The organism is Desulfoscipio gibsoniae DSM 7213, assembly GCF_000233715.2.
Lineage (GTDB): Bacteria > Bacillota > Desulfotomaculia > Desulfotomaculales > Desulfallaceae > Sporotomaculum > Sporotomaculum gibsoniae.
Genome location: NC_021184.1, coordinates 1,272,501 through 1,289,177, shown reverse-complemented (window position 1 = coordinate 1,289,177; position 16,677 = coordinate 1,272,501). Strand labels below are relative to the sequence as shown.

Annotated in this window: 15 protein-coding genes, 1 tRNA gene, 2 rRNA genes and 1 pseudogene (1 of these 19 cut by a window edge); 7 read left to right on the top strand and 12 right to left on the bottom strand. The window is 43.7% G+C overall.

Annotated features, from left to right (window positions below):
* The first annotated feature begins 18 nt into the window (after positions 1–18).
* The 5 genes from DESGI_RS05925 to DESGI_RS05905 all read left to right on the top strand — a co-directional run bounded on the left by DESGI_RS05925 (position 19) and on the right by DESGI_RS05905 (position 2,885).
* Positions 19–696, top strand: coding sequence for a nucleotidyltransferase domain-containing protein (locus tag DESGI_RS05925; protein ID WP_006524265.1), 678 nt, complete (start codon positions 19–21; stop codon positions 694–696).
* 36 nt (positions 697–732) lie between these two features.
* Positions 733–1,173, top strand: a complete 441-nt coding sequence (locus tag DESGI_RS05920; protein WP_006524264.1) for a GNAT family N-acetyltransferase — start codon at positions 733–735, stop codon at positions 1,171–1,173.
* A 58-nt stretch (positions 1,174–1,231) separates the two neighbouring features.
* Positions 1,232–1,747 carry a GNAT family N-acetyltransferase gene (locus DESGI_RS05915; RefSeq protein ID WP_006524263.1) on the top strand — a complete coding sequence of 172 codons (516 nt, stop codon included), beginning with the start codon at positions 1,232–1,234 and terminating at the stop codon, positions 1,745–1,747.
* A gap of 51 nt (positions 1,748–1,798) precedes the next feature.
* On the top strand, positions 1,799–2,221 hold the full coding sequence (locus tag DESGI_RS05910; RefSeq protein ID WP_006524262.1) for an N-acetyltransferase: 423 nt from the start codon (positions 1,799–1,801) through the stop codon (positions 2,219–2,221).
* Between the two features lie 367 nt (positions 2,222–2,588).
* Complete coding sequence (locus DESGI_RS05905; protein WP_006524260.1) at positions 2,589–2,885, top strand: plasmid mobilization protein; 297 nt, start codon at positions 2,589–2,591, stop codon at positions 2,883–2,885.
* Between the two features lie 293 nt (positions 2,886–3,178).
* Here DESGI_RS05905 and DESGI_RS05900 read toward each other — a convergent pair whose 3' ends face one another.
* From DESGI_RS05900 to DESGI_RS05885, 4 genes are all read right to left on the bottom strand, one after another.
* Positions 3,179–4,795: a M56 family metallopeptidase gene (locus DESGI_RS05900; protein WP_006524258.1), complete on the bottom strand. Its 1,617-nt coding sequence runs from the start codon at positions 4,793–4,795 to the stop codon at positions 3,179–3,181.
* Positions 4,792–5,187, bottom strand: a complete 396-nt coding sequence (locus DESGI_RS05895) for a BlaI/MecI/CopY family transcriptional regulator (protein ID WP_006524257.1) — start codon at positions 5,185–5,187, stop codon at positions 4,792–4,794. The genes DESGI_RS05900 and DESGI_RS05895 overlap by 4 nt, the downstream gene beginning before the upstream one ends.
* A 4-nt stretch (positions 5,188–5,191) precedes the next feature.
* On the bottom strand, positions 5,192–6,133 hold the full coding sequence (locus DESGI_RS05890) for an LCP family protein (RefSeq protein ID WP_052543927.1): 942 nt from the start codon (positions 6,131–6,133) through the stop codon (positions 5,192–5,194).
* A gap of 569 nt (positions 6,134–6,702) precedes the next feature.
* On the bottom strand, positions 6,703–7,626 hold the full coding sequence (locus DESGI_RS05885) for a LysR family transcriptional regulator (RefSeq protein WP_006524255.1): 924 nt from the start codon (positions 7,624–7,626) through the stop codon (positions 6,703–6,705).
* Positions 7,627–8,137: 511 nt separating this feature from the next.
* Here DESGI_RS05885 and DESGI_RS05880 point away from each other — a divergent pair.
* The gene (locus tag DESGI_RS05880) at positions 8,138–9,346 is read left to right on the top strand and encodes an SAM-dependent methyltransferase (RefSeq protein WP_006524253.1); all 1,209 of its coding nucleotides are present in this window, start codon (positions 8,138–8,140) and stop codon (positions 9,344–9,346) included.
* An 823-nt stretch (positions 9,347–10,169) separates the two neighbouring features.
* Positions 10,170–10,306: pseudogene (locus DESGI_RS25590) on the top strand (tyrosine-type recombinase/integrase); the annotation flags it as partial.
* Positions 10,307–10,474: 168 nt separating this feature from the next.
* Here DESGI_RS25590 and DESGI_RS05875 read toward each other — a convergent pair.
* The 8 genes from DESGI_RS05875 to DESGI_RS05840 all read right to left on the bottom strand — a co-directional run.
* Positions 10,475–10,560: transfer RNA gene (locus DESGI_RS05875), tRNA-Leu, on the bottom strand.
* 384 nt (positions 10,561–10,944) lie between these two features.
* The gene (locus DESGI_RS22955; RefSeq protein ID WP_006524251.1) at positions 10,945–11,559 is read right to left on the bottom strand and encodes a DedA family protein; all 615 of its coding nucleotides are present in this window, start codon (positions 11,557–11,559) and stop codon (positions 10,945–10,947) included.
* 206 nt (positions 11,560–11,765) lie between these two features.
* Entirely contained in the window at positions 11,766–12,605 is an 840-nt protein-coding gene (locus DESGI_RS05865; protein WP_006524250.1) for a zinc metalloprotease HtpX, read from the bottom strand.
* A 93-nt stretch (positions 12,606–12,698) separates the two neighbouring features.
* Positions 12,699–13,133, bottom strand: a complete 435-nt coding sequence (locus tag DESGI_RS05860) for a MerR family transcriptional regulator (protein WP_006524249.1) — start codon at positions 13,131–13,133, stop codon at positions 12,699–12,701.
* Positions 13,134–13,308: 175 nt separating this feature from the next.
* Positions 13,309–14,298 (bottom strand): sodium:calcium antiporter, encoded by a 990-nt coding sequence (locus DESGI_RS05855; protein ID WP_006524248.1) that lies wholly within the window; start codon positions 14,296–14,298, stop codon positions 13,309–13,311.
* 565 nt (positions 14,299–14,863) lie between these two features.
* Positions 14,864–15,838, bottom strand: coding sequence for a S1C family serine protease (locus DESGI_RS22950; RefSeq protein WP_006524247.1), 975 nt, complete (start codon positions 15,836–15,838; stop codon positions 14,864–14,866).
* Positions 15,839–16,046: 208 nt separating this feature from the next.
* Positions 16,047–16,162: ribosomal RNA gene (gene rrf, locus DESGI_RS05845) — 5S ribosomal RNA — on the bottom strand.
* 100 nt (positions 16,163–16,262) lie between these two features.
* Positions 16,263–16,677: ribosomal RNA gene (locus DESGI_RS05840) — 23S ribosomal RNA — on the bottom strand; it runs 2,535 nt beyond the window's last position.

The window sequence follows — 16,677 nt, the reverse complement described above, 5'->3', positions numbered from 1 at the left end:
ATCCCAAAGGAGCAAAAAATGGATTTTAATATAAACACTTGGATGAAAGGATATTTGGACGGACTGAAAGCTCTTTTCGGTTCCCGCCTGCTGTTTGCCGGGCTTCAGGGAAGTTATGGACGGGACGAGGCAACAGCCGGCAGCGACATTGACGCGGTTGTCATACTGGATCAGGTCACTCCGGGAGATCTGAAAGCCTACGGCGCTATGCTGGACACCCTTTTTTACCGGGAGAAGGTGTGTGGATTTATCTCCGGCCGACAGGAGCTGCTGAATTGGGAACGCTCCGATCTGTTCCAGTTTTATCATGACACCACGCCGGTTTTCGGAAGCATTGATTTTCTGCTGCCGCAGATCAATCAGGAGGATATTCACCGCGCCATACGCATCGGGGCCTGCAACATCTACCACCTGTGCGGGCATAACATGGTGCATGAGAAAGACGCGGAGATATTGAAAAACCTTTATAAATCAGCTGCTTTTACCGTGCAGGCGGTCTATTATGACCAAACCGGCGCCTACATAAAGCAAAAGGCGGAGCTGATCCCCTTGCTGCACCCCCAGGAACGGGAGATTTTGCAGACCGTCATCAATCTTAAGCAGCAGCCGAATATGGCGCAGACTGAGTTTGAGCGGCTCTCTGATCTGCTGTTCAATTGGGCGGCGGGGTTGATTATTGAGTACAAGATTGAGTGAAATTGAGCGAAAATCAGAATTTTAGAGGCATTTTCTATGAATATCGTACAAGTTACAGAAAATAAAAAAGAATATATTGACCTATTGTTGCTGGCGGATGAGCAGGAGGATATGCTAGATAAGTATCTTGAGCGAGGCGAAATGTTTGTTTTGCATGACGATGGAGTTAAGGCCGAATGTGTGGTCACCAAAGAAGCGGATGGAACTTATGAAATAAAAAACATTGCGGTTCAGCCGGATTGCCAGCGGAAAGGCTATGGGAATGCCCTGATTGAATTTATGTTCTCCCACTACGCCGATTGCCGCGTTATGCTTGTCGGAACAGGCGACAGCCCCAAGACTTTGAATTTTTATCGGAAGTGCGGCTTTACAGAGTCCCATCGGATGAAAGATTTTTTCATTGATCATTATGATCAGCCAATCTATGAAAATGGAAAACGGATTGCCGATATGATTTATCTGAAAAGGGAACGATGAATCCAAGCCTTAAAATTTCCAATTATTATTATATAGAACTAATGATCGAGGTGATTCTATGGTTATAAAGCGAGCAACGATTCAAGATACGAAAACGATAAGCCATATTCATGCCTCCAGTTGGGAAAGCGCTTATAGGGGCATTATTCCCCAGCAATATCTCGATGAATTACAAAATGATTTTTGGGTAAAGGCTTTTCAAGGCTGGATTGAGGCTAATACCGTAACTGTGCTGCTTATTTATGACCAAGAATTAGCCGTTGGATGTATTGCCTACGGAAAGTCAAGAGATAAGAAATTGCCTGAATGGGGAGAAATTGTTTCGATTTATCTTTTGCCGGAGTATCTTGGAAAAGGATATGGGCATAAACTCTTGAAAGCCGCCCTGGATGATCTGAAAATTGCCGGGTATAACGACGTTTATTTATGGGTTTTAGAAAATAACGAGACAGCCAAAAAATTTTATGAGCGAAACAGTTTCACGTTCAATAATGAGAAATACTCCTTTGAAATAATGAAGGAGCCTTTTAAAGATATGCGTTATGTTTTTAGTTTCAATAGCACCCAAGTATAAACATGCTCGGAAATCAAATAAAGTTACATTGTTTATAAAATAGGAGTACATATGATTAGAAGGTTCAAAATTGATGAATTAGACATAGTTATGAAAATATGGCTTGAAAGCAACATAGAGGCTCATGATTTTATTAGCAAAAGTTACTGGCAGGGAAATTATGAAGTGGTTAAAGAGATGTTGCCTAATGCAACCATATTTATTTACGAAGATAACAGTATAATTCAAGGATTTGTTGGGTTGATAGAAGGTTATATTGCTGGGATATTTATTAATGCAAGTAGCCGATCCCAGGGCATAGGAAAAGCTCTACTTGATTATGTCAAGGCGAACCGCTCTGAATTGTCGTTGCAAGTTTATAAGAAGAATGCTCGTGCGGTTAAATTTTACCTAAGAGAAGATTTTGCCGTTTCAAAAGAGCAAATTGATGAAAATACTGGTGAAGTAGAGCTTATAATGAATTGGACAAAATGAATAGCAAGTTATCCGAGCTTTTGGCATTGAGAAATCAGCGCCTTTTTCTTTTCATGGAATCAGCTACAAGCATTACGGGCAGGAGCGACGACCTCCTGCTCTTTCTTTTTTCGGCAGGTGATACAAGAACAATCGTAACCCACACCCAACACAAGACCGCTGTCTTGTGTTGCAGCAAGCACTGAATTTGGTCTCCCAAATTCGTTTGTTAGGGGCTTTCGCCCCTAATACCCCCCTTCATGTTGCACTCCCATCAATAAAGAAAAGAGGTGTTGTGAATGAACGAACTTCAACAAAAGTGGCGGGAGGAATTTCGCGCCCTCATCGAGTGCAAGGACACCCATCCTGCGCGAAAGGAGCCGGAGCGATGAGAAAACGAGGTATCCGCGTTCAAGTCTGGCTGAATAAAGAAGAAAATACACGGCTTCATACCAGCGCCAAAAAAGCGGGATTGTCACAGGAAGGTTATCTCCGTTCCCTTATCAACGGCTATGTGCCCAAGGAGCTGCCCCCTCCCGACTATTTTTCCATGACGCGGGAATTGCACGCCATCGGCGGCAACCTGAACCAGATTGCGGCCAAGGCCAATGCCACCGGGCTATTGACAAGACGGCATTTCAAGATGAAGCCAACCGGCTCAGAAAGGCGGTACAGGATATTATGAAGGCGGTCACAGCGCCGGAAAGGAGAACCTGATGGATAAGAAAACACTACTAATAAACCGCATCCACCGGAACTTTACGGACTACAAGGAAAAGTTGCTCAAAGTGGACGGCGAAGGCATTTTTGAAAAAACGGAGGAAATCGCAGCCTATACCCAGGCCCACAGGTATTTGACAGTAAACCATCACTATGAACTGGAGGAACTGGATTACCTCCTGCTATTTCAAAATCCCCTGGAGGTTGTAACCGACCAATATCGGGAGGAATTCCGGTATGCGGGAAATATGCTTGAGCTTATCGTGGCGAGAATCTGTGATAAGCAAGATGGCCTCCGAATAAGCCGCTTTCATCCAGGGTATAGATCCGGCCCTCATCGAAAACCCTTAAGCTTGCCGCCGCTTGTTTTGTCTCATCATACTCTATCTCGGCAACCTTTTTAGCATCAAAACTCGCATAGGCTTTTAAAGAATATTGGTCCCCTTGAGCGCAGGCCGTCAGAAATTGCTCCAGTGATTCCGGCCGGCACGGAAAAAAGATGTAATTTGACCCGCTGTGGCTGAGTGAGGCGGTATATCGAGCAGGCAGGTTTTTTTCCTGGATATATTGCAAATCAAAGCGCAAACCGTTATCCAGGGTGTAGCGCCATGCCGTATATTGATAGGTCTCATCTTTTACCACTTCATCGGCCTTATAGCCGTTGATTATATCGCTAAAAGTTAATTCTCCATTTGCCAGCAGGCGCAGTGACTCTATATCCAAGGTGCGTTGGCCACCGGCTTCGTTTAACATAGGGGAAGCACCTGCCTTATCGGACAAGGTTAGCCCCCCGTCACCCACCACTTGTATGGTTGCTCCCTGGTTTTGCTGATCATCAGCCTTGGCGCTCGTTAAAGTCATCACGCCCAGTAAAATAACAAGCCCTGCGGCCAGAACCGAAATAGTCTTTAATGTCTTGGGGCGATTGATAATCATGCTAATTCTTGTCTTAATTCTGCTTTTCCCGTTTGCCATTGCTGTAGCCGTATTAAGAATGGCAACTTTCTTGTGACAGGCGTTAAACAAGATAAGGAGCGTATGACCATATTCAAGGCTTTCCTTTTCATCCAGGTAACGCAACACCCGGTCATCGCAGCTTAATTCGGAATCATCGCGGGAAGCCAGAGCCGCCATCCATACCAGGGGATTAAACCAGTAAATAATACAACAAATATTCCGAAGCAGAGAGAAAAGATTGTCTTTCTGTTTGAAGTGGCAAAGCTCATGCAGCAATACATGTCTTAGTATTGTCCTGTCTGTTTTGGCCTCCGGCGTGATGGCAATGTAAGAGCGAAACAGGCCGACCAGGCAAGGGGAAGTCAAGTGATGGGAAATAACAACCGGCAATGGAGTTTTTATCCCGACCTGACGGCATAGGTCACGGTAGAAGGGGATCTGGTCAAATGATAGCTCTATAGCCGACTGGCGCAACCTGCGTTGGAATACCCTGTTCAGGATTAGCATGTATACAAACACAGCCAAAGCACCGATTACCCATAAGATAAACAGCATTTGGAACAAGTCGATTTTTTCTATATAACTAGTATTTTTTTCAGTTCTAACCTGTACCGCTGTGTTGCTTTGCGGCTCGGAATATGTCAGTGGCTCAATAAAAGGAGAAGAAAATGTTTGCAGATCCGATCCATGGGTTTCAACCGTTGTAATAGGCGGAGGTTGGATAATGTTCATAACACTGAATGGGCTGGAGATATTCAACGGGATCAGAAGCCGTATGAGTACCAAAATCCAAGCCGCATATTGCCAGGTGGGTCGTAGTTTTCCCCTAAACACCATGCGCAATACCAGCAGTACGGCAATCAACAGGGATGAGGTCAAAGTAATTTGCAGTAAAAGGCGTAAAATATTCTCTATCATACTTGGCCGCCTTCCTTTGATTGTTTTGCTTCTTGAAGTGCTTTCATCAGTTCATCGATTTCTTCCTCGTCCAACTGCTCATTTTTTATCATGGTGGATACCATCAGGCCCAAGTTTCCGTTCCACAGTTTTCCTACAAAAGAACGGGTTTCCCCGGTCACGGCTTCATTGTAGTCCAGCAAAGGATAATAAAGCTGCGGATTGGCATCCTCCCTTCGCAATGCGTCCTTGGCTTCCATGCGCTTGAGAAAGGAAAAGATGTCATGTCTGGTCCAGCCGGTTTCCTCCTTGAGCGCATCTTCAATTTGGCGGCAGGAAAGGGGTGAGCTTTCCCAAAGGAGCCTCATAATCTTCCATTCCGCGTCTGAAAGGGTAACCTTCTTGCTTATCATGACCTCAGTCCTCCATTCTTATAATCTTTATATCTTCCTTGGTAATGGCACGGATATAGGGATTAATTGTCCGGTTTACCAAGCTGATTACCTCTTTTGCCGACAGATATACATAATTATGTCCTTGGTAGTCCCCAAAACTGCTGTAAGGCAGGGTTTGCACCGTAAAATCTTTTTCCGGGTCAAGCTGCATAACCTGGCGGGCGAACCATTGCATATCTCGCAGCGACAAATCGGTTTCCACATGCTGTTGAAAGATATCGGCAAATTCAGGAATTTTAGAAATGCTGGAACCGGTTAACAATTCATCAACCAAGGCCATAAGAAAATGCTGTTGTATTTCTATACGGCCTATGTCGGCGTTTATGTAATTCCTGTATCTCACCAACTGCAAAGCCTTGTTCCCATCCAAAATTTGCAAGCCCTTTTTAAGATGAATGTGCAAGTCCTGGGCCGGGTCATCCCAATTCATGTCTTGGGGAACAGAGAATTTCACTCCCCCTATGGCATCGACCAACTCTTTAAAAGCTTCAAGGTCTACCACAATATAGTAATGGGGTGAAAAACCCAATATGGATTTAATTTCTTCTTTTAATTGCTCCACGCCACCAACAGCATAGGCATCATTGATCTTTTTGGGATTTCGCGGCACATCCACCTGCGTATCTCTTGGCACTGAGACAATATTGATCTTATGGCCGACAGTATCCAAGGAAACAACCATAATGGTGTCAGTGTGATAGCCGTCTTTGTCAGTTCCTATCACCAGAAATGTATAAAAGCCATCCTTGTAACCTTTGTCTGGCATAACCGGCCCGTCTCCGTTCTCCAAACTGGTCATACCATAGCCTTGGTTAAGTCCCGGTGGACGGTTGAAGTACGTCCCTATAACAAAACCAAGTGTAAAAAAAATTGCCAGTACAGATAAACCTATTATTAACAACAAGCGCAACTTCTTCCTGAATGAGCGATCTGGGAGATGGGGTGCGTTATGATTTTCCGAAGCTAAAACTGTTTTATTGCTAGAATGACCGAATCGACTCATGATAATAATCCTTTCAAATCACATAAATGCAGATAATCAGCGTTTTTTGATTCTTTATTATAAAAAATACACGCTCCATGGAGTAAAATAGCAGTAGGCAGATGCCTACTGCTATTTTACTCCTCTGTTTCCGTTTCTGTCAATGAATTTTGTAAGATGCAATAATAGTTTGTCGATGACAGGTACTGCCTATAGATAAAAGAAAAATCCACGCCGCCGTTTTCCTTTTCAAAAAATAGGATAGTGGAGGGTGTATTAAGTTTTAGAATGCGGCGGTATCAGGAGGTTGCCGCCGTGTTAAATCTGCATCGACATTATTCATCATTATGTGACCAATTAAAAAAAGCCTAAAATGTATATGGAATAATTACAGCCTGCTGTGTGCTCACACACATTATACAATAGGAAATATATTCCTTTATGCTCGATTGGTTTTTATCCAGCCGGGCTTTTTTGCGTTTTATGGCAAATTATTTTTCGCATTTTGCCGTCTGTTCGTTGCTGTTAAACCGTGAGAAATATTCAATTATGAATTTACTGAAATCACGAGCTGCCATTGACAAGTAATGCTCTTTAGCCCACGATAACCAAATGGTTCGCTGACAAGTGGGATTTTCAATATGCACTTTTACCAGTGAGTCCGTATTAATGCTATCCCACCAATACGCCGGAATAAAGGCGTTACCAAATCCGGCTTTTACCAGACTGCATATTACTTCAGGAGTAAAGCTTTCAAATGCAATATTAGCAATCTTGGGAATGAATCCGGCTTGTTGACAAAAATCGTCTGTAATCTCCCGAAGCCCGTACGCTGCGGTCTGGCGAATAAATGGTTCATTAGCAACTTCTTTCAGTTGTATACTCTTTCGACCTGCTAAACGATGCTCTGGTGGTAAAGCCAATAAGATTTCTTCATTTTTTAAAGGCTCACAATGAATTCCTAATTGGTCAATAGGCTGAGTAGAAATACAGAGGTCAATTTCGCCATTCATTAGTCGTTCTTGTATTTCCAGATGCTGTGTAGCTTGAAGAAAACGAAAATTAACATGTGGATGAAGCGTTAGATATTCTCTAAAGATGTATGGTAATTGCGGGGAGGCTGTGGCGCCTACCGTAACGCTTCCACGGTCAAGTCCCGCCAAATCTGCCACCTCACGTTGTCCTTCCTCTAATTCTCTAAAGCTTCGTTCTACTCTTTTAAGAAAGGTTTTACCAAACTGATTAAGTCGTATTCTTCTTCCTTGGCGCTCAAATAAAGGAACTCCTACACTTTCTTCCAAACGTGCGATTGTTTTGCTAAGAGAGGGTTGGGCAATGTATAGTTCTTCTGCTGCACGGGTTACATTTTCCAACCGAGCAACAACTTGAAAATATCTCAATTGAAGCAAGTCCATAATATATCTGCCCCCTTAATAGCTTAAAAGCTATAACGACATGATTAATTATATATTTATGTTTATAAGCAGTCAATGTTATATTTATAAAATAGGTTGTGTGAAATCCATATGAATTAGAGGTCTGAAAAACAATGTTGTGTTCTAAAATCTTGGTTGCCTATGATATTTCATGTTTTCGGACATAGGAATGGGAATTGGCCCTTTGCTGGTAGGATTTATCATTCCTTTCATTGGTTACAGAGGAATGTATACGTTTGTGGCAATTATTGCGATTGCATGCCTGTTGTTATATTACTTAGTGCATGGAAGAACAACAAAAGTTGGGAAACATGTCATTATGAAAAGCGAGCCCTTGATGATGGAGCATGGAGAACATTGAAAGAAGTTAGTTAAGCGTAAAAGAAGCCCAACTTGTTAACAGGGTGGGTAAGAATGGAATCTTATAAGAAATTATTTGGTTAGCGTGATAACCAACCATAAGATATTTGATAGAAGGGAGAATCGGACAATGGGTTCGGTATTAAGTGACCTGAAAGGAATTGACAAGTTATTCTATAAAACCATGCTTAAGGATCTATTCTCTGATACCTGCACGGTAAAATTCTGGGACGGAGAAGAAGTAATTTACGGAGAAGGCGACAGTAAGTTTAAATTAATTTTGCATGAGCCTATACCTAAAGCAGATATCATTGCCGATCCTTCGTTAGCCTTTGGGGAAGCCTACATGCACCAAAAACTAGAAGTAGAAGGCGATATTCAAAAAATCATAGAGTCCTTGTATCATAACCTGGACAGTTTCTTGGGTAAAAATAATATGTCCACCAAGGTTGCCAAAAAGATTTCTAATAACATTAAGAAAAGTAAGAAAAATATCCAACATCATTATGATATTGGTAACGAATTTTATAAATTATGGCTGGATGATACAATGACCTATTCATGCGGGTACTTTGAATCTGATGACGACACATTAACCCAAGCTCAAAAAAATAAAGTGAATCACATCCTTAAAAAACTTAATTTAAAAGAAGGCCAAACATTGCTGGATATTGGTTGCGGCTGGGGAGAATTGATCATTTCCGCTGCCCGGAACCACAAGGTTAAGGCCATGGGAATAACATTAAGCTCAGAACAATTGAGCGCAGTAAAGAAGAAAATAGAAAATGCCGGGCTGGATGATCTGCTTGAGGTCAAGCTTATGGATTACAGGGAATTGAAAGACAGAAAATTCGATAGGATAGTAAGTGTCGGCATGATCGAGCATGTGGGTAAAGACCGTCTGCACGAATATTTTTCTAATATTAACAATTTATTGAATGCAGGGGGATTATCTTTGCTGCATTGTATTACCGGTATCAGGAATAATGAAGGCGGAACGAATTCCTGGATTGATAAGTATATTTTCCCGGGCGGCTACATCCCTAATTATCGGGAATTGATAGGCCATATGGCCAAGGAAGAATTTTATTTGTTGGATGTGGAAAGCTTGCGCCGGCATTACGGCAGAACTTTAGAAAATTGGGCCAAAAATTTTGAACAGGCTTTGCCCTTGATTCAAAAAAGCAAAGATGAAGTATTTATAAGAATGTGGAGATTATATCTCAATGCCTGTGCAGCATCTTTTAATTGCGGGAAGTTAGATATTCACCAGTTTCTATTTTCTAAAAATATAAATAATGAAATTCCCTGGTGTAGAAATTATCTGTACCAATCATAGCTGACTTGCAATGGTACAGATAAAGTTACCAGCTACAACTTTAATAGACTTAAGGCTCAAATTCTTTGCCTACATAAAGTAATTCGTTAGCGGTCAGAATGATGATCAAGGAATTTTATTTGCAATTGCGATATTATGAAATTCTGCCAGCGTTTTGTTTAAATTATTTTTTAAATCCATTCTTTTGTGAGAATTTTTAAGACATTCCGGACGATTTTTTGTTCAATATTTTTTAGTTAGTTTTGTCCTTGCAGGACTATGACAATTAGTCTTATGTGAGATAATTAAATATTCGATTGTCGCTTTTTGCTGGATATGAAAGAAAAACAACAGCTTTTGTTATGAAAAAAGAAAGCCGTAATATCGGGATAAAGACAGCACTAAAAAATTATTTTTTCCAGACCCTGTTTTTCGTCCTTCTCATTTCAATGTATAGGGCGAGAGGGCAAGACAGCTTTCCCCTCACGGTCTTTGACAAGTGAATAGGTGTCTTTCCGGTACGTTCCCCGTATGCCCTGAAAAGGGAAGCCATATTGCAGGTACGCCAAGACCACCTGTCCGGCATCAGCCGAATCACAGCCGAGGTATCAATGCCGTCATGGATTGGATGAAGGTAAGGTGCGAACGATCAATACCGTGCAATGATAAATGTCGGTTGCATTTAAGGTGAAACATACGGAGGGATAATGATACTTCCGTCCAGCCACAGTCCGAGCGTGATAAAACCGTCGCAGGCAATGGGGGTGGCCTGCCAGTATGGGGGGAGGTGAAACTCCTATGAGGACGATCAGCCGACGTCCGCCGGATAAGCCCATAAAATGATAACGGCGTCAGCCTGAAAGAGATCCAGGAGTGTTGGGGCACAGTGATATTTCCACCACCTCGAATATCTACACCCACCTGGATTTCAGCTCCAAGGTCGCTTCGGCCAACGCCATCATCGGCGTATATCCTTCCTGACATCCCTCCAAAGCGGGCGGAATGCCAGGTGAAAAGGGAGCTGAGAGCACTGCAAATATGCTCTAAATGTATTATGTGACGGTATGCTGGACGGCAAACAGGAAGGTGCGGCAAGAAAAGAAAAAGCCCTCGAATCCGCTTATATCGCGGTTCAAGAGCGATTATTTCTGGTGCCGATGGCCGGAGTCGAACCGGCATGGAAGTTATCCGCCGCATTTTGAGTGCGGTGCGTCTGCCAATTCCGCCACATCGGCAAGTTTATTTCAATTTCCCTCTCCCTAATCCGAGTTTGGAATTTGGAGGGATATGGTGGAGGGATATTAAAAACCCTAGAGACTATTCAGTTATCAAGAACCCAGCAACCACGCAGGTTTGGAAGCCACCAACCGGTCGAAAAGGGCTTTTCACGCAGTAGATTTTGAGTCGTGTGCGTCTGCCAGTTCCGCCACTTCGGCATACTCAAACAGTCAACATTACTTTATACATGGTTTTCTCGGTGACCTGCAAGAAAGATTGTAACATAGTTTAGTTAACGTTGTCAACTGCATTGTATTACTAACTTCTACCTTATCGAATATACTGCATACCTATATGGTGATAGTGATAATATCGTTCCATCCCCAACAACTTGAAAATTATCATTGAACTTGCTTGTTTTTCTTTTTTTTGCTTAGTTTCCTGAAAACAGCCACCACAACAAGTGCCATTACGCCGGTAATTAAATATGGGTAATAATCAATAAACAACTCCTCTAATTTCATCCAGTTTTGCCCAATGACTAAACCAAACGATATGAGCAGGATTATCCAACAGGCAGCTCCTACCGCCGCCATGCCCATCGCTGTAATAAAAGGCATTTTACTTATACCGGAAAGGTAGGGCACAACACTCCGGGCCACCGGTAAAAAATAAGCGATAAAGATTGCGTATGGTCCGTATTTATCAAACCACTTTTCCAGGTTAGCGATTTTACTAGGTGTTATACGTACATAACGGCCGTATTTCTCTATAAACGGCTTGCCAATTTTCCGCCCTATAGTGTATCCCGAGGAAAATCCCCCCAGTGTTCCGGCCATAGCTACTATAAAAATTTGAGCAAAATTAAAAATGCCTATATGTGAAAAATAACCTGATAAGGTAAGCATTGTCTTTGATGGCATAGGAATACCAAGGGTATCAATAAACATAGTAAAAAAAAGTGCCCAGTAGCCGTAAAGATCAACCAGTTCCATGGCCACACTTTTATAGTCCACATTCTCCTCCTGAAACCACGATCATTTAATCATAACTAATGTAAAATGGGTTGGCAATACTCATTATTATATTAATATGTTATACATACATCTATACCGGCAGCATTTAAAGGCTGCCGGTATTTTCACTACGGAACCGATTATACTTTTTAAAGATACCGGTAATAATCCGCTGGTATGATAATCCATAAAAAGGGGTACAGGTATTACCTCATACCCTTCAATCTGGCCACCCGGTCCTGGATGGGCGGGTGGGTGCTGAACAGTCTAGCCACTGAAGCTCCGGAAAGTGGATTAACGATAAACAAATGAGAAGTCGCCGGGTTAGCCTGCATGGGAATACGATGCGCCGCGGATTCCAGTTTCAACAAGGCATTGGCCAGCCCATCCGGTGAACCGGCAATGCGGGCACCTGTAGCATCGGCCATATATTCCCTGGATCGGGAAATGGCCATTTGCACAATCATAGCAGCAATGGGTGCTATTATGGCCATCACCAGTCCACCCAACATGCCGCCGCCTTCCTCATCTTCACCCCTGCCCATGCCGAATATGAGAGCCCATTGAAAAGCGTTGGCCATCATGGTAATGGCACCGGCCAGGGCGGCCGCTATAGTACCCAACAGCACGTCTCTGTTTTTTATATGCGCCAGCTCGTGGGCCAATACACCCTCCACCTCGGACCGATTTAGCAGTCGCATAAGGCCCTCGGTAACAGCCACCGCCGCATGGGAGGGGTTTCTCCCGGTGGCAAAGGCGTTAGGTTGGTCCGATGGTGTTACATAAAGTTTGGGCATGGGGATACCAGCCCGCCGGGATAACCTTTGCACTATGTCATAAAGCTCGGGCGCCTCACCCTGGGAAACAGGGTAGGAGCGTGTCATTTTAATAGCAATTTTATCGCTGTAAAAGTAGCTGAAAAAGTTCATGGCCATCGCAATTAAGAAAAACAACATAGCGCCCGACTGGCCAAAAATGGCGTTACCCATTAACACCAGTATGATGGAAAGCGCACCCATTAATAACCATACTTTTAAGGTATTCATTTAAACCCTCCTTTTATTAATTTTAAAATTTAAATCGAAATATCGGGGAGAGCTGGATACCAGGCCGTCTGTATAGAGTAAAACCAAAGTTTTTTATATCATAATGGTTATTTCATTAATATATATAATTAGTGCATTCATAACGGCCATCCCCCTCAGCATTACCTGCCTGGACAGCACAGCCGCCTGGCTGGAATCCAGGCCGGTCGCAGCAGGCTGTAGTTGGGTGAGCTGCTCTTCCAACTGTTTTATTTGCTTCCGGATATAATCGATATTAATCGGGTTGTCCGGATGCCCGGCTTGATCTTGGTCCAACATGGTCATCTGTTCCCTTATTTCTTCCAGGGTAAACCGCTGCGCTTTCAAAGTCTCAATAATTTTAAGCCGGGCCAGAGTGTGTCCGGTATAGTAACGATAATTATTCTCCGAACGAATTGGTTTAAGCAAACCCAGGTTGGTGTAATAGTCAATGGTTCTCCTGCTTACCCCGGCAAGCTGGGCTATGGTACCGATTTTATAGTATTTCAACTCCCCAAGGCTATCACCCCCTAGCTATATTATATAATATGCACCAAATACTGTACAGTATAACGTTACACTTTAATTGCTGACCTGGATATGGCGAAAATATCACCACCCAGCGCCCAAAGGCTCGGGGATTGTAAACTTGATACCGTCCAGCGCACCCGGTGCAATCCACTTATTATACAATGAAAGCGGACATAACAAATGCTGCATACAGCCCACCGGTTAAAACCAGGGTTGAGGGACGAAGGGATTTTTTTATCTGCAGGCTAAGGTAAACTAACCCCGCCCCCGCCAGGGCCAGTAAAGCACTTATCAGAGCCAAATCGTTCAGCACCCAGGGCGTCAAAGCGATCCCCATGGCCGGGATCATGGAACTTTGAAACACCATAGCCCCGGTGATGTTGCCCAATGCCAGAGTATCCTTACCCTGGCGCACCCAGATAAGGCTGTTGAATTTTTCCGGTAGCTCCGTGGCAATGGGAGCAATGAAAATGGACAATATAAAAGGTGATATGTGCAAAAGTTCAGCCACGTGTTCTATACCATCGACAAAAAAGTGTGCACCGACAACAATACCCACCAAAGCAGTAAGCACCTGCAGCAATATCACCGAGGTTGCAGGCTGTTCATACTTTTTGGCAAAATGCAGTGGTTTGACTTCGGATTCACCCTGTGCACCTCCCGCTTTGATGGTACGGGAGACGTAAATAATGTATGCAAGTACCAATAATATAGCCACTGGCAATTTGTATGCAACCGGTAAAAAGGCTGCCAGTATAGCCACTGAGTAGACCAAGATAAAAAATTGCAGGTCCCTTTTCATAATGGTATCATCAATATGCATAAACTCCCGCTTTCGGCCGTTCACCGTATATACCAGCGCGGCGATGCCCGTGATGCACAGCGCCAGTGTAGCCAGCATAAACGGCGCGCCCAAAATGGCACCAATACCTATCTCATGTGCTGCATCTCCTGTGCCAAATAAAATAGCCATTACGGGTATCATTGCTTCCGGCAAAGCCGTACCCACCGCGGCCAGCACACTGCCCACCGCACCCTCGGATAGCTTTAATCTTTTTCCCAGCCACTCTATACCGTTGGTGAATATCTCGGCACTCAATAGTATTAGCGCCAGACCACCTACTAAATATAATAATATGAGCATATAACCATTTCCTTTCTATATTTATTGACCCGATTTATTACCTTGCTAATGAGTATTGTAACGCCAGGGCTAACGACTTATAGCATTTAAAATCGCCTCCAACTTCATTTTAAACACGTAGTATCGGCATCACTGCAGTATCCTGCCTCATTATAAGAGACTTGCGCATTTTCTAGCTAGCACGTTTTCCAATACATTTGTCCGGGGTATATAAAAAAGCGAGACCTTCACGCAAAAATCGTGAAGGTCTCGCTTAGCTCACTTAATAATTAAGCTATGTCAAACCGAGCCAAAGCTGTATTGACGATTTGACAACCCGTTAGGCCGGGCAGCTACTCCCCTTTAATAGCTATTTTACGTGGCCCTGCATATGCTGTCAATAGTATATTTAAGTTTTGGCTATATATAACCTTCAACATCAAGCCGGCTAGCTCAGTGTTCTCGCAGGTCGTATTTAGCATGGCCGCACCTTGCCTATTCGATGCAGGGTTCAGTGAAATTTTATTTTTTTAAAATTCCTTAATGTCATGTTAAGCCCCCGGCTTTTCAATTGGAATGATGGAACTTAGATATGTAAATCCAACAACTCTTGAATTGGAACGGCAAGGCCGGTAACCTTATCTACACCGTCTACATTCCTATGCCAATTGCCAAACACCACTCCCACCACCTGACCATTGTGGTCGAATACAGGACTGCCGCTATTACCGGGGTATATGGGGGCACTAATACCAAATACTCTGGCGGGCTTGTCCCCAAACAACCAGTATTGCTCAACTTGGCCCTCGGCTACAATATTATTTAGGCCCAGGGGGTTGCCCACCACTCTAATTTTATCACCAGGCACCGGCTGCTCTTGGATATTTAACGGTACCACCGGCAGTTGGTCTGCCTGCAGAGTAACCACCGCCAGGTCCAATTCAGGCTTGCTGGCCCAATTGGCGGCCTTATATATTTTACCGTCCGGAAAACTAATCACTATGTTCAAAGCGTCCTGGATAACATGGTGGTTGGTAACTATCCTCCCACAGGGGTCTATGTTAAAACCAGTACCCGATTTTTGTTCCACAGCAGTCAGTACACCTTGCTTGCGAGCTACCACCTCGATTTGCACCACCGCCTCCTGCAACCGCTGAATATTTATGTCTTTCTCCAACTGCAGAGACCGATTTACCAAATCTCCCAGGGGCGCTTGTAAAGCAGGCCAAGAAGTGACCGCAATAAGACCCAAAAACGCCAGAGCTGTAACCAGGGCTACTACACGCAACGGCCAGGAGGGCCGAGACGGCATATGCTCATCGGCTTCTTCACGGTTATAGCTACCATCATCACCAAAACCGTCTTCTGAAAAAGAATCAGCTATATAATCACAATAATCCTCATAATCATCAGCAAAGTATTCATCATCATTGTACTTATCTTCATTGTTTTGATTATTTACATATTCATTATTAACAGTATCACCTGTAATATTTTTATTTCCACGTTCAACAGGCATGTGGTCCGTTCCATCTTTATTATTTTTGTTGTTAGTAATCATTAAACACCTCAATACATTTCAAACAGTATAACTAATCCCGGCCTCTATCCCATATTAGTCAGCTTTAATCATTACATCATCATGCCTATATTAAGTATAATATCCGCAAGCAACAGGTTAAGTCCAGAGAGATTTAATTCGATTCAACTAATTTCATTATATGAAAAAACGACCCCCGGCACATAACCAGGGGGTCGTTTAAAATTAATTCCGGCAACGACCTACTCTCCCAGGGCTTAAAGCCCAAGTACCATCGGCCTTGAAGAGCTTAACTTCCGTGTTCGGGATGGGAACGGGTGTATCCTCTCCAGTATGGTCACCGGAAAACTTTATGAACTTTTTAGGAACCTATTATTCCCTCAAAAATGCACAGCTTAGCAAGTTTTATTATCATCAAGTAATGCTATTATTGATCACCGAGAATCAGGTCAAGCCCTCGACCTATTAGTACCGGTCCGCTGCACACATTGCTGTGCTTGCACGTCCGGCCTATCTACCTGGTAGTCTACCAGGGGTCTTACTCCATTAACTGGATGGGAAACCTTATCTAGAGGGGGGCTTCGCGCTTAGATGCCTTCAGCGCTTATCCCGTCCGGATTTGGGTACCCAGCGCTACCGCTGGCGCGATAACTGGTACGCCAGTGATCCGTCCATCCCGGTCCTCTCGTACTAGGGACAGCTCCTCGCAAGTTTCCTGCGCCTGCGACGGATAGGGACCGAACTGTCTCACGACGTTCTGAACCCAGCTCACGTACCGCTTTAATGGGCGAACAGCCCAACCCTTGGGACCTACTACAGCCCCAGGATGCGATGAGCCGACATCGAGGTGCCAAACCTCC